Annotated in this window: 21 protein-coding genes; 9 read left to right on the top strand and 12 right to left on the bottom strand. The window is 54.7% G+C overall.

Features of this window, described 5'->3' with window-relative positions; translation table 11 throughout:
• Positions 1-31: 31 nt before the first annotated feature.
• Positions 32-982 carry a LysR family transcriptional regulator gene (locus FIV00_RS19320; protein WP_152502286.1) on the bottom strand — a complete coding sequence of 317 codons (951 nt, stop codon included), beginning with the start codon at positions 980-982 and terminating at the stop codon, positions 32-34.
• Between the two features lie 96 nt (positions 983-1,078).
• Here FIV00_RS19320 and FIV00_RS19325 point away from each other — a divergent pair, with 96 nt between their 5' ends.
• Both FIV00_RS19325 and FIV00_RS19330 read left to right on the top strand, forming a co-directional pair.
• A complete protein-coding gene (locus FIV00_RS19325) occupies positions 1,079-1,267 on the top strand; it encodes a hypothetical protein (protein ID WP_152502287.1) in 189 nt (62 codons plus the stop codon).
• Between the two features lie 229 nt (positions 1,268-1,496).
• Entirely contained in the window at positions 1,497-1,682 is a 186-nt protein-coding gene (locus tag FIV00_RS19330) for a hypothetical protein (protein ID WP_152502288.1), read from the top strand.
• Between the two features lie 41 nt (positions 1,683-1,723).
• Here FIV00_RS19330 and FIV00_RS19335 read toward each other — a convergent pair whose 3' ends face one another.
• The 3 genes from FIV00_RS19335 to FIV00_RS19345 all read right to left on the bottom strand — a co-directional run bounded on the left by FIV00_RS19335 (position 1,724) and on the right by FIV00_RS19345 (position 5,912).
• On the bottom strand, positions 1,724-3,607 hold the full coding sequence (locus tag FIV00_RS19335) for an ABC transporter ATP-binding protein/permease (protein WP_209007053.1): 1,884 nt from the start codon (positions 3,605-3,607) through the stop codon (positions 1,724-1,726).
• A gap of 109 nt (positions 3,608-3,716) precedes the next feature.
• Complete coding sequence (locus tag FIV00_RS19340) at positions 3,717-4,112, bottom strand: helix-turn-helix transcriptional regulator (RefSeq protein ID WP_152502290.1); 396 nt, start codon at positions 4,110-4,112, stop codon at positions 3,717-3,719.
• Positions 4,113-4,250: 138 nt separating this feature from the next.
• Entirely contained in the window at positions 4,251-5,912 is a 1,662-nt protein-coding gene (locus FIV00_RS19345) for a LysM peptidoglycan-binding domain-containing protein (protein ID WP_152502291.1), read from the bottom strand.
• A gap of 198 nt (positions 5,913-6,110) precedes the next feature.
• On the opposite strand from FIV00_RS19345, the gene FIV00_RS19350 reads away from it, so the two are divergent.
• Positions 6,111-6,746, top strand: coding sequence for a TIGR00730 family Rossman fold protein (locus tag FIV00_RS19350; RefSeq protein ID WP_247649258.1), 636 nt, complete (start codon positions 6,111-6,113; stop codon positions 6,744-6,746).
• 123 nt (positions 6,747-6,869) lie between these two features.
• A complete protein-coding gene (locus tag FIV00_RS19355; protein ID WP_152502292.1) occupies positions 6,870-8,123 on the top strand; it encodes a diguanylate cyclase in 1,254 nt (417 codons plus the stop codon).
• A gap of 23 nt (positions 8,124-8,146) precedes the next feature.
• Here the strand turns inward: FIV00_RS19355 and rarD are convergent, their stop codons facing one another.
• Genes rarD through cysS form a run of 5 tightly spaced genes read right to left on the bottom strand, consistent with a single transcriptional unit; the run spans position 8,147 to position 13,126 of the window.
• Positions 8,147-9,058 (bottom strand): EamA family transporter RarD, encoded by a 912-nt coding sequence (rarD, locus tag FIV00_RS19360; protein WP_152502293.1) that lies wholly within the window; start codon positions 9,056-9,058, stop codon positions 8,147-8,149.
• A gap of 36 nt (positions 9,059-9,094) precedes the next feature.
• On the bottom strand, positions 9,095-10,693 hold the full coding sequence (cimA, locus tag FIV00_RS19365) for a citramalate synthase (protein ID WP_152502294.1): 1,599 nt from the start codon (positions 10,691-10,693) through the stop codon (positions 9,095-9,097).
• Positions 10,694-10,725: 32 nt separating this feature from the next.
• The gene (locus FIV00_RS19370; RefSeq protein ID WP_152502295.1) at positions 10,726-11,220 is read right to left on the bottom strand and encodes a GFA family protein; all 495 of its coding nucleotides are present in this window, start codon (positions 11,218-11,220) and stop codon (positions 10,726-10,728) included.
• Entirely contained in the window at positions 11,217-11,708 is a 492-nt protein-coding gene (locus FIV00_RS19375; protein WP_152504336.1) for a GFA family protein, read from the bottom strand. Before FIV00_RS19375 ends, FIV00_RS19370 begins: the two co-directional genes overlap by 4 nt.
• 2 nt (positions 11,709-11,710) lie before the next feature.
• Positions 11,711-13,126, bottom strand: coding sequence for a cysteine--tRNA ligase (cysS, locus tag FIV00_RS19380; RefSeq protein WP_152502296.1), 1,416 nt, complete (start codon positions 13,124-13,126; stop codon positions 11,711-11,713).
• A 277-nt stretch (positions 13,127-13,403) separates the two neighbouring features.
• On the opposite strand from cysS, the gene FIV00_RS19385 reads away from it, so the two are divergent.
• From FIV00_RS19385 to FIV00_RS19395, 3 genes are all read left to right on the top strand, one after another.
• Entirely contained in the window at positions 13,404-15,068 is a 1,665-nt protein-coding gene (locus FIV00_RS19385; RefSeq protein WP_209006621.1) for a murein L,D-transpeptidase, read from the top strand.
• A gap of 139 nt (positions 15,069-15,207) precedes the next feature.
• Positions 15,208-15,396 carry a sugar transporter gene (locus tag FIV00_RS19390; protein WP_152502297.1) on the top strand — a complete coding sequence of 63 codons (189 nt, stop codon included), beginning with the start codon at positions 15,208-15,210 and terminating at the stop codon, positions 15,394-15,396.
• A gap of 69 nt (positions 15,397-15,465) precedes the next feature.
• On the top strand, positions 15,466-15,807 hold the full coding sequence (locus FIV00_RS19395) for a metalloregulator ArsR/SmtB family transcription factor (RefSeq protein WP_152502298.1): 342 nt from the start codon (positions 15,466-15,468) through the stop codon (positions 15,805-15,807).
• Positions 15,808-15,835: 28 nt separating this feature from the next.
• On the opposite strand, the gene FIV00_RS19400 is transcribed toward FIV00_RS19395, so the two are convergent.
• Together FIV00_RS19400 and FIV00_RS19405 are read right to left on the bottom strand one after the other, a co-directional pair.
• Entirely contained in the window at positions 15,836-16,351 is a 516-nt protein-coding gene (locus FIV00_RS19400; protein WP_152502299.1) for a CreA family protein, read from the bottom strand.
• Between the two features lie 130 nt (positions 16,352-16,481).
• Complete coding sequence (locus FIV00_RS19405; RefSeq protein ID WP_209006622.1) at positions 16,482-17,738, bottom strand: MBL fold metallo-hydrolase; 1,257 nt, start codon at positions 17,736-17,738, stop codon at positions 16,482-16,484.
• 370 nt (positions 17,739-18,108) lie between these two features.
• On the opposite strand from FIV00_RS19405, the gene FIV00_RS19410 reads away from it, so the two are divergent.
• On the top strand, positions 18,109-18,609 hold the full coding sequence (locus tag FIV00_RS19410; RefSeq protein WP_152502300.1) for a MarR family winged helix-turn-helix transcriptional regulator: 501 nt from the start codon (positions 18,109-18,111) through the stop codon (positions 18,607-18,609).
• Positions 18,610-18,743: 134 nt separating this feature from the next.
• The gene (locus tag FIV00_RS19415; protein WP_152502301.1) at positions 18,744-20,084 is read left to right on the top strand and encodes a DUF2865 domain-containing protein; all 1,341 of its coding nucleotides are present in this window, start codon (positions 18,744-18,746) and stop codon (positions 20,082-20,084) included.
• Here FIV00_RS19415 and gltX read toward each other — a convergent pair.
• Positions 20,047-21,408, bottom strand: a complete 1,362-nt coding sequence (gltX, locus tag FIV00_RS19420; protein ID WP_152502302.1) for a glutamate--tRNA ligase — start codon at positions 21,406-21,408, stop codon at positions 20,047-20,049. The two genes, FIV00_RS19415 and gltX, sit on opposite strands and share 38 nt — an antisense overlap.
• Positions 21,409-21,583: the final 175 nt, after the last annotated feature.

The following is a 21,583-nucleotide window of genomic DNA, read 5'->3' on the forward strand; positions in this document are numbered from 1 at the left end:
TACTATCAAGAGAACCGGCAAATCCCGTTATTCATTCGAATCTTGCCGGTCTCTCCCCAAGACTTGCGGCCGAGGGAAGCTTGTAGTCGGTCTCCCAATAAGGCGGCTTGCCATATTTACTGATCAGGAAGTCCACAAATGCCGTCACTTTCGGTGGAACGAACTGACTGGGCGGATAGACCGCCCAGATAGCCCCGGTTCGGGCGATGGCGTAGTCTTCCATGACCGCAACCAGCCGTCCGTCGCGCAAGTCCTCCCAAACATGTGCAAGCGATTTCAGACTGAGGCCGAGACCATGGATAGCGGCATCATAAGTCAGATCGCCGCTGTCTCCCTTGATAACCGGCTTCTTCAGTTCGAATGCCGTTTCACCTTCAGGACCGTTGAAATACCAGATGGGCACGGACGCCATGCTGATGCAGTCGTGATTGGCCAGATCTTCCGGGGTACTGGGCACGCCCTTGCGGGCCAGATAGTCCGGCGATGCGCAAAGAGCCCTCGGATTGCCGCCGAGTCGCCTTGCAAGAAGAGATGAATCAGCAAGTGGCGCCCCGCGGACCGCAATGTCATAGCCTTCGTCGACGACACTCACCATCCGGTCCGATATGTCCATTTCCAGTTGGATGTCCGGATAAAGGGCACGAAACTCTACCAGATGAGGCAGAATATGCTTTCTGCCAAAAAACGTGTTGCAGGAGATCCGCAATGACCCGCGTGGTGCTTCGTTGGATGCCTCGAGGATTGTTTTGGCCTGATCAATTTCTCCGACGGCAGCGCGCGCGTGGTCCAACAAGACGCGGCCGGCTTCCGTTAAAGTCGTCTTTCGCGTAGTTCTTGCAAACAACTGAGCACCAAAGGCTTTTTCAAGTCCGGTTAACCTTGTACTGGCAGCAGATGGTGACAAACCGATTTCCCGGCCCGCACTTGCCATGCTGCCCAGTTCAGCAATGCGAATAAAGAACTTCAGATCTTCCAGTCTCATTCTTCGACTTTCTAGAATAATAATTTCTATTCAAGCCACATTCTTCCAAGGATCGCAATATGAAATAACGTCTCTACCAACACGAAGGAGACCACCATGTTGCATACAGGCGATATCTACGAAATCAGAGCCCGCGCCGCACGGAACGAAGGACTGCGGCAGTTGGTAAGCGCGCTGACCGGATTCCTGGTTCGTTCGACAAGCAGGGAAACACACCGGGCCGACAGGTCTTTCAAATTCGAGAATGCCAATGACAGCGTAGTTGAGATCAAGCGCGTTGCATAAGCACTCGAATTGGGTCTCGCACCAGCATTCAACAGCTCGCTTCGGCGCAACAGACCATTGGGAAGACGTGGCGTACCTGACACAGGCCCGGTCACCCAACCAGGAGCACCATTCTTCAGAAGCGACACTCAATTATTCGACTTTTTGGAACAAAACCTTCCAAATAAGCCTAATTCTCCCAACTTTCTCAATATGAGATACAGGGATCAGTAACACAAAGGAGATCATCATGTTGCACACCGGCGATAGTTACGAACTCCGCGCTCGTTCGCTCCGCAACCAGGAACTGCGTCGTTTGACAGACGTTTTCTCGCGCTTCTTGTTCCGCTCCACCTCTTCGAAACGCGCCCACAAGCGGTTCGAAGAATTGCAAGGCGCAAACGACCTTAGCGTTGAAGTTCACCGCGCAGCCTGATCGCTGCGCGGTGGCTCTCGCCAAGTGATTCCAATGTATCCTTATTTTGCTGGAATATAGTCCGCAGTCTTGCCACGCGTCACCACGCCAAGATCGTCGTGCTCTCGTGCAGCGCGCAGTCGCTCCTCAGCTTCGTCCGCTTCTCTCTGACGTGCCCACATGGAAGCGTAGAGGCCTCCCCTATCCAAAAGCTCCATGTGGGTGCCACGTTCTGCGATCTCTCCGGCCTCAAGCACAATGATCTGATCTGCATTGACGACCGTTGACAGACGGTGCGCAATCACAAGCGTGGTCCTGTTTTTCGAAACCTGATCCAGCGCCGACTGGATCTCCCGTTCCGTATGGGTGTCGAGCGCGGATGTCGCCTCATCCAGGATCAGAATTGGAGGTGACTTCAAAATTGTCCGGGCAATTGCAACGCGTTGTTTTTCACCGCCGGACAGTTTCAATCCACGCTCGCCAACCTCTGTGTCAAACCCCTTCGGCAGGTTCTCGATAAAGTCATGGATCTGCGCCATGCGTGCAGCCTCCCTGACGTCTTCTTCACTCGCGCCCGGTCTGCCGTACCGTATGTTGTATGCAATCGTGTCGTTGAAAAGCACGGTGTCCTGCGGAACCATGCCTATCGCGTGGCGAACACTTTCCTGAGTCACGTTCCGAACGTCTTGCCCATCGATCTCTACAGCGCCTCCAGTTACGTCATAGAAACGGAATAGCAACCTGGAAATCGTCGATTTCCCCGCCCCGGATGGACCGACAATGGCAACGCTCTTGCCGGCAGGTACTTCGAAATCAATTCCCTTCAGGATCGGCCTGTCCTCGTCATAGTGAAACCTGACATCCTTGAAGACAATTTGGCCCGCAACGGCTGAAAGCGGTGCGGCTCCAGGCAAGTCTTTGATCTCAGCCGGCACCAGCAGAAGGTCGAACATGGTTTCGATATCCGCCAATCCTTGCCGAATTTCGCGATAGAGAAATCCTATGAAATTGAGCGGGATGGAAATCTGCATCAAAAGGGCATTGATGAGAACGAAGTCGCCTATGTTCTGTTCGCCCGCCAGAACAGCCTGGGCCGAGAGCGCCATACAGACGGCCATCCCTATCCCAAGAATGACTGTTTGTCCGAGGTTGAGCCAGGCAAGCGATGTCCAGGTTTTTGTTGCCGCGGATTCGTATCTTGCCATGGAAACATCAAAGCGTTCGGTTTCCATCTTCTCATTACCGAAATACTTCACTGTTTCGAAATTCAACAGGCTGTCGATCGCCTTGGAATTGGCTTCCGTGTCGCTCTCATTCATTTCGCGTCGAATACCGATGCGCCAGTTGGTGCATTTGATCGTGAACCAGACATAGCCTGCAATCATGACTGCCACGACGACGACATAAAAAAAGCCGAACTGGTACCAGATCACAGCCGCCATGATGGCGAATTCGAGAATGGTTGGCAGTCCGTTCAAGATCGTGAAACGGACTATGGACTCAATGCCCTTCACCCCACGCTCGATGACACGGCTGAGCCCGCCGGTCCTGCGTGCAAGGTGATAACGCAGTGAAAGCTGGTGTAAATGGCGAAACGTCAGGATCGCAAGCTCTCGCACAGCATGCTGACCCACCCGCGCAAACAGTGCGTCCCGAAGCTGATTGAAGGCGACCGACAGAATTCTCGCAGCATTATAGGCAAGGACAAGCATGACCGGCGCGACCAGGAATGCCGGAAGGTCCGCCACCTCCCCGGTCAATGCGTCGGTCGCCCAGGCGAAGAAATAAGGTGAGAGCACTGTAACGAATTTTGCGATGATCAACGCAAAGATCGCCAACAAAACGCGCTTTTTCAGATCCGGCCGATCCGAAGGCCAGATAAAAGGCCAGAGATTGGCCAGTGTTGTGAGCGTGCTGCCTTCATCGGCATTAACTGCCTTGCGTATCTTGGGTCGGTCTGACTGGCTGCCTGCGTCCGCACCAGACGTGTGCGGCGAGGTGGCTGATTGATCTGTCACAAATTCTCTCCGGGCCGCGGCTGCAACCGTTCTTTATTTATTCGCCGGTGGCGGTCGCCGGTTTCTTGATGACCGGCCCCTGATCGGGCTGAGCGGCATTGAGGCACGTCCAAAAGTCCTGAGAACACCTTTCGGCCTGTGCAAGCTTGTCCCAATCCAAAATGTAATGACAGTTTCTGCCACGGGTGTCACAAGTCAGCAGGCCGGCATCCTTCAGGACCTGCAAGTGCTGGGATACGGTTGATTGCGCCAGAGGCAGATGATCCACGATTTCGCCGCAGCAGGCCTCGTTGCGAACAGCAAGCTGCTTGATAATCGCAAGGCGCGCAGGATGCCCCAGCGCGCGAAAAATTCCAGCAAGATCCTCACAGCTTTGCAAGCACGCACGCGACGCTTCAAGGCAGGTTTTGGTTTTCACATCCGTTTCGCTCATCGAGCATATCCCGGCTCACATCCGCGTGTTCCATCGTGAATATGCGATGAATCAATTCAAAAACAAGACGGGAAACGAAAAAAGGCGGGAGAGTGCGTTCCTCTCCCGCCTTCTTTGCGTTGACTAAAGTTGACCCACTTATCCGTTGCGTCCGTCGTCATCCGATCCATCGGACCAGTTGAGATCTCCCTCAGGTGTCAAGAAAACCTGGCCAGGATAAATAAGGTCGGGATTGCGAATCTGGTCGGTGTTTGCCTTGTAAATCGTGGTGTAGCGAACACCATCGCCGTAGAGCCTGCGCGAAATCCGCCAAAGGTTGTCCCCCTTGCGGATGATCACCACAGGCAGCGACTTCTTCACTTCAGCACCCTGCCCGTCACCCGTGTCGCCGCTGCCCGTGGCAACAACCTTTGTCAGGACGATCTGCTTGTCTTCTTCCTTTTCGAAGGTCACCGCTGCACGGGCATCCACGGAACTGCCGTCGCCGGCAATCAGGTCCGCCCGAACTTCCACGTCACCCTCGGCGATATTCTTGCTGCCTTGTACCAGCCACTTTCCACTGGAGTTGACCTGCGTCTCGCCCTGGTATTCGTCGCCAACATAAACACGCACTGATGACCCGGGTTCGCCGGTGCCCGCGACAAAGACCTTGTCTTTTTCGGACTCAACCGCTTCCACAGTTACAGTCGGGGCTGCCTCGGACGACGGCTCGGGCCCTGTTGAAGCGGCGACACTTGTTTCCGCAGGAGCTTTTTCTGCTTTGCTCGCATCTGCACTTTGCGGCTCGGTGGTGCCCTGGCTGTCTTTCTGAGCAGTTGCTGTTTGCGTTTCCCCAGTTGTCACGTCGGGTGTCGCATCATTGCTGTTTTCAACAACAGCCGATGTTTCTCCATTCGGTGCATTGGAGCTTTGGGCGACAACTTGTGCCTCGCCAGCCTCTTGAGCGGGAGTTGTGTCCTCTGATGCAGCAGCAGTCTGTTCGTCGGCAGTCTGCGACGGTGTCTCCTGTGCAGCGGGCGAAGTAGCGGCAACCTCAGCGGCTGGTTTTGCAACTTCAGAAGTGTTGGCGGCAACCTCCTCGCCCGTCGTTTCGGCCGCAGCTTTTGCTGTTTCCGCTGGCAGAGTTTGGACCGTATCGGCGGAAGACCCATCGCCAGCAACTTGCGTGTTCTCACTGGACTGCGGCGCCGCGGCAACCACGGTTTCCGTCGCCGGCTTTTGAAGAACGTCAGAGGGGCCATCCGGCGTATTCAACACGACCAGCGGCTGTTCCTTTCCGCCTTCAGGAATGGACACAGCCAACCTTTCAGTCGATTGCTCGACGGGCTGACCTTTCTCGTCATGGACCTCGAGGCCGACGTCATAATCGCCCGGTTTCAAGGGTTCATCGAGAATGATTGTCCATTCTCCGGCTTCGTTTGCAATGCTTGTTCCGACAACCTTGCCATTGGCCAGGAGCGCGACAATCGCACCGGCATCGGAACGACCCGCAACAACTGTTTCACCCGTGGGCTCTACGCCGACAACATCAAAGCTGGGACCCTTTGGCGGTGTTCCACCTTCAACTTCCACGCTCTCTTCGGCCGCCTTGGTCTCAACCGGACCATCTGATGCAGAGGGTTGCTGAAGCGACGAGACAGATTGTTCGTCCGTTTCCTGCGTGGCGGGTGCAGATACAACCTCTGCAGGTTGCTGAAACGGCAACCGTCCAGTCGTGTTGTAAGTGTACCCTGTCACGACCGCAGCAACCCCGACCGGTACACCCACAATCAAAGTCCAGATCAATGTCAGCTTGTTCATTTTTTTTCCTGTCGGAAGCGCGAATTCTTGTTCGCGGCATTTCCGTGTCTGTTCCCTGCCACAGGCCCCGCAGCTTCAACCACCGTCAGAAAAGTCCTGTCAGGGTTCATGCATAGCTGTTCTTTCCAAGCGCGGCAAGAAATCCCGCTTCAGAACCAAGGCCTTTCAAACAGAATGCTTGACCACATGGCAATCTGAATGCCACATCTTTGCGTCATGAATACGGTTTCTCAAAATCAGCTTAAAAGCGTCTGCGTTTATTGTGGTTCCAGCTTTGGTTCGGACCCGACTCACGAAGCAGCAGCAACCCGTCTTGGTCAACTTATTGCCGACGCGGGGCTGCGTCTTGTCTACGGCGGCGGTTCGGTTGGCCTTATGGGCACGGTTGCAAAATCTGCGCTGGAGTCCGGCGGCGACGTTACCGGGATCATTCCGAAGTTCCTGGAAAAACGCGAAGTGATGCTGGACACGCTGGAAGACCTTGTCATCACCAACGACATGCACGAACGCAAGCATCTGATGTTCGAAAAATCGGATGCGTTCATCGCGCTTCCCGGCGGCATCGGCACCTTGGAGGAGGCCGTGGAGATGATGACCTGGGCCCAGCTTGGTCAGCACCGCAAACCTGTCGTCCTTGCAAACATCAACGGGTTCTGGTCGCCGCTTCTGGAACTGCTGGACCATATGCGTGCTCAAGGCTACATCCGCCCAGATACCGAAGTCCCTTATCTGGTTGCCAAGAAGATAGAAGACATCTTGCCGTTGCTGCGCCAACAAGTCTCCGGCACTACGCATCAGGTTTCAGATCACCTGGCGGATGTCAGAGAGCTATGAACAGAGCACTCAGGTAGAACGTTCATTCTCTCTAGGTCACCGAAAAAACAACAACAGTATAAATTGCAGTTGGTGCCATTGAATAGTACCGTCTCGTAAGATTCGGTAGCAGTAGGTCCCTCCATGCAAACGACCCTTTTGGTTGAAGACGCGTCGTTTTTTGAAAAAGCGATCGTTAAAAAACTGCATGAGGTCGGCAGAAACCAGATCATGGTGGCCCGAAACTATGCGGAAGCCGAGAGCTGCCTTAATCTGCCCATCGGCGAGCCGGATCTTGCCCTGGTCGATCTGACCTTGCCCGACGCACCCGATGGCGAGATCGTCGACCTTTGTGAAAAATGGAAAATTCCGACAATCGTCTTTACCAGCCGTTTCGACGCCAAAACCCGAAGCAAAATGCTGGAAAAGGGTGTGATCGACTATGTCTTGAAGGATTCACCGGGCAGTCTGAACTACGTTGCCGACCTGATCCGCAAACTCGCGAAGAATCCGAGCATCGGCATTCTGGTTCTTGATGATGCTGTAGTCGAACGCGACGCGATTTCCAAGATAATCTCCAAACACCTTTACAAGGTCTATCAGGCCGGTTCCACGGATGAAGCTCTGGAATGTCTGGCGGCCAATCCGGATATCAAACTGGTGCTGGCCGACTATTTCATGCCGGACAAAGATGGATTTGCCTTTTTGAAAGCCTGCAGGCGATTGCACGACGCTGAAAAGGTTGGCGTCATCGGCATGTCCTCCTTTGCAAACCCGGACAATCGGGTTCGGTTTTTGAAGTATGGTGCCGCGGACTTTGTCGACAAAAACTGTTCGCCGGAGGAACTGCTTCTCAGAGTATCGCAGAACCTGGACTACATTTATCGCATTGAAGAACTGAACAACATGGCAATGCGTGATGCTCTGACAGGACTATACAATCGGCGCTATCTTCTCGACGAGACGGCAAAGGTCATGAAGGGCTGGGCTGTAACCGAAGGCCGCAACCACTGGCTGGCTTTGCTGGATCTGGATTCCTTCAAGGACATAAATGATACGCTCGGCCACGATTTCGGGGACGCGGTCCTCAAGAGCTTTGCAAGGCACCTGGCCGGACTGACCAAAGAAAACGACATTGTTGCCAGACTGGGAGGAGATGAATTCTGCATAGTCTATTGCAACAGGTCGGAGGACGAGGTCGCTCAAAGTCTGCAGGGATTGCTTGAAACCCTTCAAGCCTCACCCGTCAAATTCGATGGTCAGGAACACAACATTCAAACAAGCATCGGGGCGTCCGTGCTTGAAGAGGACAAGTTCGATACGGCCCTCAAAACCGCTGATTTAAGACTTTACACGGCCAAAAGAACCGGACGCGGCCAGCTGGTAGCCGCAGACTAAGCGAAAACCAGTCTGGCCTTCTCTCAATGCGCCTTTCTGTAGCGATGCCAACTGTCAAACGTGAAGACCACGAGCGCCAGCCAAATAAGTGCAAAAGCCATCAGCTTTGTCGGATCGAGGGGTTCGCCCCAGACATAGACCGCCATCAGAAAGTGCATGGAAGGTGCCATATATTGCATCAAGCCAAGCATGAAGAGCGGCAAGCGCCGCGCCGCAGAAGAAAAGAAGATCAGCGGCAAAGCGGTGACGATACCAGTCCCGGCGAGTGCCAGGAGAACCGGCAGGTCGTTCAGCACCAAGGCATCTTCACCCCAACTGATGCACAAAATTACATAGAGGCTTGCCAGCGGCATCAGCAAAAGTGTTTCGACGAACATTCCCGGCGTCGCCTTAACGGGCGTCACTTTGCGGACATAGCCATAGCCGGCAAAGGAAAAAGCCAGTACCAGGGACACCCAGGGCAATCCGCCGGCAAGCACTGCCTGCATCAACACAGCAAGGGCAGCAATCCCGACCGCAATGCCCTGCCCTATCGACAGGCGCTCATGCAGCACCACCAGACCGACGACAATGCTCACAAGGGGATTGATGAAATACCCAAGTGAAACGTCGAGCACCTGTTCGTTGGCAATCGCCCACACGAACACGAGCCAGTTGACAGCAATAAAGCTTGCCGAGGCGCACAGGCCCTTTAGCACATTGGGTTGTCTGAAGACCTCGCGCACTTCAGGCCAACGGCCCCGCAGGTACAAATACAGCCCAACGAACAGAACCGACCAGAGGATGCGGTGGGAGACAACAATGTCGGCTGGAACCGTGTCGGTCAGCTTGTAGTAAGCGGGAAAAAACCCCCACATGCCATAAGCTGCGAAACCGAACATCAGTCCCCTGCGGAACTCCGCATGCGCTTCGGCGTCAGACACCGTCTGCGACATCAGATTGCCTTTCTGGCGCTTTCCCGCGGACGGTGCTTAGTCAGACCCGTTTGCCTTCAAAAGCGCGAATGTGATGGAGTCGACCAGAGCCTGGAATGAGGCGTCGACAATGTTTGAAGAAACACCGATCGTGAACCAGCGGCGGTGGGATTTGGTATCATGGCTTTCAATGAGAACGCGCGTTACAGCGCCCGTTCCACCATTGAGGATCCTCACCTTGTAATCAATCAGCTCCAGACCTGCAATGTCCGACTGATACTTGCCCAGATCTTTGCGCAGAGCCATGTCGAGTGCATTGACCGGACCGTTTCCTTCCGCCACCGACATGCGGGTTTCACCTTCAACATCCACCTTGACGACCGCTTCCGACACCGTGACCAGATCGCCGATGGCGTTGAAGCGGCGTTCGACCATCACCCGGAAGGAATTCACGTCAAAAAAGCGCGGGACTTCTCCAAGTTCACGCCGGGCCAGAAGTTCGAAGGAAGCATCCGCTGCCTCATAAGCGTAGCCTTCAGCTTCCCGTTCCTTGACCAGTGCAAGCAGCCGATCAAGCTTTGGGTCGGCCTTGTCGACTTCAATGCCGACCCGACTAAGTTCCTCAAGCAAATTGCTTTTGCCAGCCTGGTCAGACACCAGAACGCGACGCTGATTACCAACATTTTCAGGCGCAACATGTTCATAGGTCTGCGGATCTTTCAAAATAGCAGACGCGTGGATACCGGCCTTCGTGGCAAATGCCGTTTCACCGACATAAGGAGCCTGACGATCCGGGGACCGGTTCAGGATCTCGTCAAAGGCATGAGAGATCGCCGTAATGTCCTTCAACTGATCATCGTTGACACCTAGTTCAAAACGCTCATTGAAAGCGGGCTTGAGCTTCAAAGTCGGGATCAGAGTGATCAGATTTGCGTTGCCGCAGCGTTCTCCAAGCCCATTAAGCGTACCCTGAACCTGACGGACGCCCGCATCAACGGCCGCCAGCGAATTGGCAACGGCGTGGCCCGTGTCATCGTGGGTGTGGATGCCGAGGTGTGAACCCGGCACGACTTCCTGAACACGTGTCACGATATCGTAGATCTCGTCCGGCAGCGTGCCGCCATTGGTGTCGCAGAGCACTATCCAACGGGCACCGGCTTGATAAGCGGTCCGGGCGCAGTCGACAGCATAGTCCGGGTTGGCCTTGTATCCATCGAAAAAGTGCTCGCAGTCGATCATGGCCTCTTTTCCGGCGGCCACTGCAGCGGTCACTGTTTCATGGATCGAATCCAGGTTTTCCTCATTGGTGCATCCAAGTGCAATCTTGACGTGATAGTCCCAGGCCTTGGCGACAAAGCAGCATGCATCTGATTTTGACGACAGGATCTGCTGCAGACCCGGGTCATTGGCAGCGGAACGACCTGCCCGCTTGGTCATGCCAAACGCTGTAAAAATCGCCTTTTCCGTGCGCTTTTCGCTGAAGAATTCTGTGTCGGTCGGATTGGCCCCCGGATAACCTCCTTCCAGATAGTCGACACCGAGGCGTTCAAGAAGTCCGGCAATAACAATCTTTTCGTTGACCGAAAAATCAATCCCGCTCGTCTGCGCGCCGTCACGCAGTGTTGTGTCGAATAGATAAAGGCGATCCTTGGTCATATGCATTTCCTACCCAGCGCGTTCGCTGCTTATTATGTGTTTTCCGTTTGTCCGGACTTAACCGGCGGCCAGGTCTCAGTGTCGTGATCAGGGTGTTGGTTCGAAACAATCGAGGCCAGAAAGGCAAGTGCCTCAAAATCATCTTCAGTCGAGCGCGCCGGAATGTCCGCCATATGGTCCGTGAACGGCAATTTGCCCTCGACCCCGTATTGAATGACGGGCGCTATTGCGCTCGGGTCATCAAATGCACCAATCGCCAACGCGATGCCATCGGGAGCTTCATAAGTCAGAGGCGTACCACATTCACCACAGAACCCACGTTTCACCGCGTTTGAGCTCTGGAACCGTTTCGGTTCCTGCCGCGTCCAGCTGAGGTCCTTTTCATCCAGCACGCTGACGAGTGGACCATAGAGACCACCGAAAGCCTTTTGACACATGCGGCAATGACAAATCGACGCCTTGCCCAGCTTGCTGGTAACGCGAAATCGAACCGCACCGCATTGGCAACCACCGCTGTACCCGGTCATGGATGTTCCTCCGGCCAGTGTGTGGTGTCATGATCCGGATGCTGGCAATTGGTCGACGCGACGTCGCTTATGCCCCCAGGGAGATCGTCGCGATTTGACCGCGTTTCAGTGAGCGCGAAGAGTTTGTCATAGAAGGGAACGCGCCCCTCCACTCCGGATTGCTCAACAGGTGTGACGGCCCCGACATCGTCCAGGCTGCCATGGGTAAAGGAAATGACAGTGTCTCCAACTGTATCAAAGGCCAGCGGAGTGCCGCAGGTGTTGCAAAACGCGCGTCGGACAGGCTTGGACGAATGAAACCAGGTCGGTTCTCCCCGGGTCCATTCGAAATCCTTTTTCTCTGCCCCGATCAAAGGCAGAAAGAAATTGCCCGACGCCTTTTGACACATCCGGCAGTGGCACAGATGCGGATAGTCGACTTTACCAGTGACACGGTAGCGCACAGCTCCGCACTGGCACCCGCCGGTCAAAGAACGCTGCTCAACCACGCTCACCGCTTAACCTCCCAGGTCGTGACCCGCTCTCCTGTTTCTGAGTCTTTTGAATCCTTTAGAAGAATTCCCTGAGACGTCAGTTCATCGCGTATCTGGTCGGCTTCTGCCCAATTTTTGGCGTTCAGCGCCTCCAAACGACGACTTATGGAAGACAGGATTGAGGTTTCATCAAATCCCGAAAGGTCAACCTTGACCGGCGAAACACCAAGCAGGACCGCAGAAGCGGAATAGACCTGCAGTTTTTCAGGATCCTTTGAGGCTTCCTGCGCAAGCACATGAAGGGCCTGAATGGCAGAGGCCGTATTCAGATCGTCCAGCAATGCATCGACAACCTCTGCGGCAGGTAGAGCATCCGTCTCGACAGGCTCTGGCCACTTGGACAACAGGTTCTCAGCTTCCTCGAGCTTACGTTTCGAGAAATCGATCGGCTCGCGGTAATTGGTCATCAGCATGGCAAGACGCAGAACTTCACCCGGCCAAGTTCGGTCGCCAAAACTCTCCGTTTCCAGAAGTTCCTGGATTGTGAAGAAGTTTCCTTCCGATTTGGACATCTTGCGACCTTCGACCTGTAGGAAGCCATTGTGCATCCAGTAATTGGCCATCAGCTCAGTGCCATGCGCGCAGCATGACTGTGCGATCTCGTTTTCGTGGTGGGGGAAGATCAGGTCTAGACCGCCACCATGAATGTCGAAGACCTTGCCCAGGTGATGCTCGCTCATCACAGAGCATTCGATATGCCAGCCAGGCCGCCCCCTGCCCCAAGGGCTCTCCCAGCCAGGCTCTTCCTCGCTGGACAGTTTCCAGAGAACGAAGTCGCCCGGGTTCTTCTTGTGCTCATCAACGGCGATGCGGGCACCGGCCATCTGTTCGTCCAGCTTGCGCTTGGAGAGGCCGCCATAACCGTCCATTGAAGACGTGTCAAAAAGGACTTCACCGCCGGCCTGATAGGCGTGACCCTTGTCGATCAGAACGCCGATCATTTCGACCATTCCGTCGATATGCTCAGTGGCGCGAGGCTCAAAGGTGGGTTCAAGAACGCAGAGCGCCTCAATAGCCTTGTGATACTGATCCGATGTTTTCTTTGTCACCTTCGCGATGGCTTCGTTCAAGGGTAGATCGGGATAGTCCCGCAATGCCCTGGCGTTGATCTTGTCATCCACGTCGGTGATGTTGCGGACATATGTGACATGGTTCTCGCCATAAAGATGGCGCAGCAGACGATAAAGCACGTCGAACACAATGGCCGGACGCGCGTTGCCGATATGAGCGAAGTCGTAAACCGTCGGGCCACAGACATAGAGCCGCACGTTGCCGTCATCGATCGCCCGGAAGTCCTCCTTCTGGCGCGTCAATGTATTGGTGAGCTTCAAGCCCTTGAAAGTGCCGGATATCGCTGTTTCAGCGGCGCTCATGTCAAACGGTCTCCTGGCCGGCTGGCCGGGCGATCCGTCTCAGAGGAATTTTTGCCAAGAGGGAACGGCCACAGCCAGCGGTGTCGCTAGCTGCAAATAATGGTGATCGAAATGATGTTCCGTGTGGCCGTCATCATGGCCAGCTTTATGGACCGGAAATCGCGAGCCGGTCAAGGCAGCAAATATCGCGGACCTCCAAAACGTGACTACCGTGACGTTGGCGCATCACCTGACTTGTTTTAGACTGAACCTACCGGGAATCAGAGGGGGTATTCCTTTGGAAAGCTTTTCATCATTTCGATTTGACTTCAAAGTCCTGTTATTGGTTCTGGGACTGGGCTTGCCGCACGGCGTTCAAGAGGCTCTTGCAAATGCCGAGGCACCGGCAGCCGAAGAGACGCAGATTGTCCCGCAGCCTCAGGTGCTTGATCCTCAAACGCCGATTGCCAAGGCCATCCAGGCCGCCATGGTGGATGATGATGAAAGTGGTCTGTTTTTCTACTACGGAGAACGTGCGTTCGCTCCTGTCTGGTTCACCGAAAACGGGCTGACCGAGAATGCGCATCTCGTCATCGCCGCGATGGCCGAGGCCAATGACCATGCGCTCAATCCAAACAATTACGGCCCTATTGAGCTCATTGAACGATCTGAAACCTCTCAGACTGCAGATGAATGGGCCGCGTTCGACTTGGACCTTTCCCGTCAGTTTCTGCGATATGCCACCCACTTGTCCTCGGGCAGAGTGCAGCCCAATGCAATCAACAAGGCGCTGAACCTGTTTCCAGACAAACCGGATTCAAAAAACCTTTTTGAAAATGCCGAGAAGGCAGTCGACTTCAGCGCTTTTCTGGAGAGCCTTGCGCCCCAGTCAGATAATTATGCCCGATTGAAACGCCGGCTCGCTCAATACAGGGAAAAAGCCGCAAATGGAGGCTTCACGCAGATACCGGATGGTGAAGTCCTGAAGCCGGGAATGACTGACCCTCGTCTCGAAGCTCTTCGTCAAAGGTTGATCGAAGAGGATGTTCCCGGCGCTGAAGAGCATACTGGAGATCTTTACGAAGGGGTGCTGGTCGACGCAGTCAAAACCTTTCAGGAATATCACGGCCTCGATACGGATGGCGTCATCGGCAAGAACACGCTTGCCAGGCTCAACACGCCAATTCAGGAAAAGCTGATCCAGATGGAGCTCAACATGGAGCGCCGTCGCTGGATGCGGGACGATCTTGGCGAGTTCTATGTCTTTTCAAACCTCGCCGACCAGAATCTGAAAGTGGTGCGCAATGGAAAGACAATCCACACCGCCAGGGTGGTCGTCGGCAAGCCCTATCACGCAACGCCGGTCTTTTCCGACCAGCTGGAATATATCGAGATCAACCCGTTCTGGAATGTGCCTTATTCCATCGCAACGAAGGAATACCTCCCCAAGCTGAAGCAGAACCCCTCTGCGCTGACCAGCAAGAAAATCAGGATATTTCGGGATGGTACTGAAATAGCCCCGACGCAAATTGCCTGGAATGGCTATTCGCGCGGCAACTTTCCATTCCGGCTGCGGCAGGACCCAGGCGATGGAAACGCCCTCGGCCGGATAAAGTTCATGTTCCCGAACCGGTTCAACATCTATATCCACGACACGCCGTCCAAGTCGTTGTTCTCACGGTCCGAGCGCGCGTTCAGTCACGGCTGCATCCGGGTCTCCAACCCCTTCGGACTAGCCGATGTGCTGCTCGTCGACAGCGCCGTCAATCCGGGACACTGGGAAACCGTGAGAGACAGTGAAAAACGAACTGTCATCAAGCCGAAGGTGCCCATAGAAGTGCATCTGACCTATCTGACGGCCTGGATGAACAAAGACGGGTCAACGCATTTCAGAAAGGACATCTACGACCGCGACAAGGTTCTGCTGGAAGCGCTTCGAACAGCGATGACAAAGAACCTCTAAGTGCTTAAGCCACTGAAAAGAAAAAACTAATTCAGTGTTTACGAAACTGAACGGTAGCTGAATGTGACACTCAGCATGGGTTCAAGGCCACACGCCTAATCTCCAGTCAATCGATACGGATTGCCATCAGGAGATACCCATGTTGAACCGCCTCTTTGTCATCATCTTTCTGGCCATTGTTTTTGGCGGCCCATTTGCAGCCATCGTTGTAATCACTGACGGCACCAAAGCATTCGGTCAGGAAATGCAGCAGAAAAGCATGTGCTGGATGACGGGCACAGGTTGCGGCAACGGCAATATCATTGTCACGGTAGCCAGCCGCATATAAAAAGCACCTGCACTGCTTTGGCCGAGCTCCTCGCTTGCAGTGCGATCCTTTGTTTGGCAAGGTTATCTCATGGAATACAAGGCACTAGAAGACAAAGCGGAATCTGCGGCGGAATTTCTAAAGATGATGGCATCCGCGCCGCGCCTGCTGCTGATGTGCCTGGTCCTGGAAGAGGAACGTTGCGTCAGCGAGTTGGCGGAAAAGACCGGGTTGCGAATGCCCACGGTCTCACAACAACTGGCCTTGCTGCGCACACAAGGATTGGTAACCACCCGGCGCGAAGGCACTACGATCTACTATCGGCTGGCAAGCGAACCGGTCAAAGACATCATGGCCATGCTCTACAAGCATTTTTGCGCCGATGCCGACCTTCCGGTCGCCAAGCATCTTGAAACGCTTGACGCAGACTGATCCGCGCCAAAGCCAACTGTTGTCAATGTCAGTCGTTCAGGTAATCACCGCAGTTTGGCGGCGTTTGATCCCCCCAGGGCATGAGCGGCACCGTCGATGTGGAATTTTTCGGGCTGCCTTCAATCAGCTTGTCTGAGTAGACCAGATAGACCAGAACGTTTCTCTTTGTGTCACACCCTCGAACGATACGCATTTTCTTAAACATGAATGATCGACGCTGACGGAACATTTCCTCGCCCTGCTCGAAGTTTTCCTTGATCGTTACCGGTCCAACCTGACGACAGGCCAGAGAAACATCGGAAACCTCTTCCGCAACACCCAGCCAGCCTGACACGCCGCCCTTCTCCGGCACCGTGAAGTGGCAGGCAACGCCATCCACCAAAGGATCGTCGATTGCATAGGTCGCAAGCTTGTGATCCGGGGTCAAAAATTTCCAGACGGTCGATTTCTTGAAGATCAAATCGGGGTCGTCGTCAGCGAACGCCGAGCCCGCGCCGTAGACACAAACGGCAAGTGCAAACGCGGCGGCTGTCAAAAAACGCATTGATATTCTCCAGATCCTAGGAACGCCTCACATGTGGGTGTCTCACAAACATGATCAAGCGCTAAACAGAGAAAACGCGCGCTTGGCCAAGCGCGCGTCACACTCAATGAGACAGTTTCTCTTGCCGATTTCAGCGCACGTTTTCCAGAACCTTTTCCTGGTTTTCACCATCGCCTTGCTGTGAGACGGCTGGTGCCTCATCGTTTTCTTCAACAATGTCGTCCGCAGAAAGGTCCAGATCTTCGCCATCGGTGTCTTCGGCAGCTTCAAGAACCAGAGACGCCGCAAACTCATTGTCGGTCACAAGCTCGGACTGCCCCTCTTCGGCTGCTTGGTCTTCCAAAGGCTGTTCGGTGGTCTGATCCTCGTCAGCAGCATCAGACTGCTCAGTGGCCGTCGCCTGCTCATCGGAAGCAGCGGCGCCCTCTGCCGGTTGCGTGCCTCCCAAAGCATCGACCAGATCCGCACAACGCTCAAGTGTCCAGATTTGCGGCTGATCGAGCCCCAACGCCTCGTCATAGGCGCGCGCAACATTGAATGGCAGGTGAAACTCAAAGTTTTCACGCGACCCGAACTGAGGCGCCAGCGCGTCTTTGACGGCGAGATATGTGTCCCGAAGGCCCAGGCTTTGCTCAACGCATGCGGACGCTGCATCGCGAAGTGTTATAACGAAATCCCTCGTCATTTCTACGGCGGTTGCAACAGCAGGACCACCCTTGGCAGATTTTCCTCGTCCGGGCATCAGAGCATTCGGTCGGAACGCCGTCACACGATCGAGCGCACGTGGCCAATCCGTCAGGTGGGCATCCCCGCAATACGGCACGCTTGTTTTCTGGACCAAATCACCTGCAAAAATGACTGAACTCTGCGGGACCCAGACGACCATGTCGCCCATGGTATGACCGCGGCCAAGATGCATAAGGCGGACTTCCATACCGCCGAGGTCGATCGTCATTGAAGACGCAATCGTCATACTGGGTTGGATGACCGTGCTGTCTTTTGGCAAGTCTGAAAACAGAGCAGCGTCACGGTCGCGCAATACGCGGATATCATCTGATCCCCGCGTATCGATCATCCGTCTTGTCAGGTCGGATGCAACAACATCCGCCGGCTCGAAAGCTGTTGCCCCAAGCGTGCTATCGGCGTGAAAATGGGTCAGAACAACCTGCTTGATAGGCTTGTCCGTCAGCTCCCGAATTTTCTGAAGTACCTTCTCGGCCAGTGCAGGTGTCGCCTGTGGGTCCACGACAAGAACACCGCGTTCACCAATGATTACACCCGTGTTGGAACAACCGTCGGCGCTAAATGCATAGCAGCCTTTTCCGAGCTCTTCGAACCGGTCATTGTTCCCCGGAACAGCCTCGGAAGGGTTCCTGATTTCCACCATAGCGGCCTCGCTTTCCTGCCAGCTGAGTGTCGGCGCTTGCGGACTTCCCGCATCCGATCATGCGCTTTAACTATTGACTGTAGCGTCTCAGCTTACGTCTCTGATTCGCAATTTCGCCCCCACCGAATCCTTAACTATTCCCTCTTTATCAACAGATAGCTCCACGCATTTGCCGCATTTTCACTTCGTTCGCGCAAGCTCTCCGCCACACTTGCTTACGCAACTTGTAATTTTCTGAAGAAGCTTCGACTGTCTTTGCCGGAAACTTCAATTGATTATACTTGCTAGACACAGAAAATGGCCGGATCACGGCAAACCAATTCTGGCCGCAAAACAGGCTTAACGAATTTCGCAGGGTGATATCGCGATCATGTCAGACCAATCAAAGCAACCGCAGCATGATCCGGCTCCACCTGATGAGGATCACCCGGTTCTGAAGCTGCGTCAGTTTATGCCTTATCGTCTCAACCACCTTGCCGAGACGGTCAGTCGATCCTTTTCGAAGATTTATGCGGACAAGTATGGGATCGGAATCCCCGAATGGCGCGTGCTTGCCACACTGGGCGAACACGGATCCATGGCGGCCCGGGATATCGGCCGCGAAACCTCAATGCACAAGACCAAGGTCAGCAGGGCCGTTTCCGCGCTTGCGGAAAAAGGCTTCCTGGAACGCAACCGAAGCAGCGGCGACCAAAGGGAACACCCATTGCAATTGAGCAAAAAGGGGTTGGCACTTTATGAAGACATCGTCCCCAAAGCACTTTCCTATTCAAAAGGTCTCCTAGATGCGCTGACTGAGGACCAGAAAGCGATGCTTGAGGATATTCTCGACCGGCTCGCGCTCGCTGCCGATCCAACTTCAGTGGACTGAGGATCGATCAAAAACCGCCTCAAGCATTAACCTAACGTGAGAGCTTTCGTTGCTATTGATTGGTGTTGCAGCAATAGTGTTGCCGTAGGCAATAGCTGACACGGCGTGAGGTTGAACGCTGCTGGGGATGGGTCATGAGACTTTGCCGAAACGCCAAGTCCGGAAACGTTTTGCGCACGCTGATTGTGTGCGCAGCCTTCGTCCTGCCAGCACATGATGCAATTGCCGCCAGTTGCGCAAGCCTGAAATCGGAACTGCGGCGTCTGGAGTCCGGCTCGGGCAACCAGAGCGCTGCCGCACGGAAATGGAGCGCGGCGAAGCAGCAACAGCAAAGTGCAATTTCCGCAGCCGAACGCGATGCCCGATATTTCAACTGCGCCCGGGGCAACAACCCCAATTGCGCTGGTTTGAACAGCAAGATCAAACGCATGAAATCCAACCTGGCCAAGATCGACAGGCAACTGTCCAGGTCCGGTGGTGGTTCGGTGAAGAACACGAAACGCATTCGGCAAATCAAGGCCGCACTCACCAAGTGCAATCGACCCGCCAATTCTCGCGAAGCCAACAGAAATACGAATGCTGGTGAAAACAAGCCCAGGAACCTGTTTTCGCGTTTGTTCAATCCACAGACACGAGCAGAACCTGTCGCGTCCCATTCGGGCGACCGTGACATCCGTGCCGTGCGCCGCAAAGCGAGCACCAACTTGAGCCGCTCGCGCATTCCAACCGGCGGCACATTCCGGACGTTGTGTGTGCGAACCTGCGACGGTTATTTCTTTCCGGTCAGTTTTTCGACAGGAAAGAACCAGTTTGTGAATGATCAGGCCCGATGCTCTGAGATCTGTCCTGCGGCCGAAACCGAACTTTACGTCTACCGAAACCCGGGCGGCGATCAGGCGCAAATGATGTCATTGGCCGGCGATCTTTATGCCGAACAGCCTTTCGCCTACCGTTACAAGTCCGAATATGTCGAGGGCTGCAGTTGCCGTGCGACCGGACAAGCCAAAACGCCATCTTCCTGGACAGAGTTGTCTACCGGGTCTGGCAACCGCATATTTTTGTCCGACATCAGTGCGGGTCTTCCACGCCGTACCTTACAGCCGAGCCGTGGCGGAACCTATGAGGAAGACGCAAACGCCCCCTCTCCGCTTGCCCGTACGCCGCTGCGCAGAGCCCACCTGCCTCGCTTTGAGGATCCGGATACGCTTTTCAATCTGGAAAAGGGCTTTGACGTCACCGTTTCTCTAAACCGTCTGTCTGACGCACAAGGCACGGCTGGCGAGCAACTGGCCAACGCCATCCAAACCAAAGACGGGTTGCCGGTGCTCTCCATCCGGGCCCGTTTGGGCGAAGACGATGAAGATGACGGCACGTCGCCTGTGTTCAGAACACATGACGACGGTTTCAGGCCGGTTCAGGACAGTCGCAAGGAAGCTGTCAGGGTAGTCGGTCCAGAATATTTTGTCGCCCAATAAGCGGCAGCAATGCCTTCATGTCTGGACCGTGATCCATCCCCGTCAGCACGCGGCGGAGCGGCATAAAAAGTCCACGCCCCTTTCGGCCCGTTTCCGCCTTCAGGGCTGACGTCCATGCGCCCCAGCTGTCTTCCGTGATGTCGCCGTCGGGCAAGAACTCCTTCGCTTTCGCAACGAATTCAGCATCATCGTCTTCGACCCGGCTTTCAACGGGACCGACAACAACCTGCCAATAGTGACGGGCATCCCCAACAGTTTCACAGTTTCCGCGCACAGTTTCCCAAAAGACCGCACTTGGGCGAATACCCAGGTTTGCCAATCGATCCTTCACAGCCTCAAACGGCAGCTCATGGACCAGTCTGGCATTCAGTCCCTTTAGCTCCTCGGGATCGAATTTCGCAGAAGACCTAGACACACTGGTAAGATCGAACTTCTCAACAAGCGCTTCCATTGTCGGGACCGGTTCAACGGCCTGGCTGGTGCCGGTCAAAACAGCAAGAGAGGCCACTGCCATTGGTTCCAGGCCCTCTTCCCGCAAAGACCCGATAGAGAGTGCACCTTTTCGCTTGGACAGGCCTTCCCCATCCTGCGTGGTCAATAGATTGTGGTGACCGAATATTGGTGGTTCGGCTTTCAAAGCCCTGAAAATCGCAATCTGAACGGCAGTGTTCGAGATATGGTCCTCGCCTCTGAGTATGTGAGAGACGCCCATTTCGATATCGTCGACAATGGATGTGAACGTATAAAGGTAAGAGCCGTCTGCACGGATCAGAACCGGATCGGACATGGATGCAAGATCAACAGCCTGGTCACCTCTGCACAAGTCCTTCCAGGCAACATCGGTCCGCTTGGTTGAGAACGGGTCACCATCGTAATTTGGCAACAGGAAGCGCCAGTGCGGCTTGCGTCCTTCCGCTTCCAGGGCTGCCCGTTCTTCAGCACTCTGTTTCAGTCCAGAACGGTCATAAACCGGCGGTCTTCCAAGTGCGCGCTGCCGCGAACGCCTGCGTTCCAGCTCGTCTGGCGTTTCGTAACAGGGATAGAGTAGGCCCGCGTCTTTCAGCGTTTGCGCAGAAACATCATAGGTCGACAGGCGATCGGATTGCCGCTCGATGCGGTCCGGATCTATACCGAGCCACCGAAGGTCCTTTTCGATCGACTCCGCATATTCCTGCTTTGATCGCACCGTATCGGTATCGTCAAATCGCAGTATGAACTGGCCACCCATCTTTTGGGCAAAGAGCCAATTGTAAAGGGCGGGACGGCTGTTGCCGATGTGAATGTGGCCAGTCGGGGACGGCGCAAAACGAACAGTTACAGTCATGCGGACTGAGTTAACTTGGCAGCTTCCCGGCGGCAACCCCTAACTGGTGCAAGCCACATAAATGAGGCCCTTGCCGCATCGTGTTGTGGCAACCAAATCCGCAACTTTCGTGCAAGATTTGCGTTGTTGAACCGATCACAGGACCGCTTCAGAAGGCCGTTGAGGTTCTTTGGCC

Origin of the sequence: Labrenzia sp. THAF82 (genome assembly GCF_009363435.1) — a bacterium.
GTDB classification, from domain to species: Bacteria; Pseudomonadota; Alphaproteobacteria; order Rhizobiales; family Stappiaceae; genus Roseibium; species Roseibium porphyridii.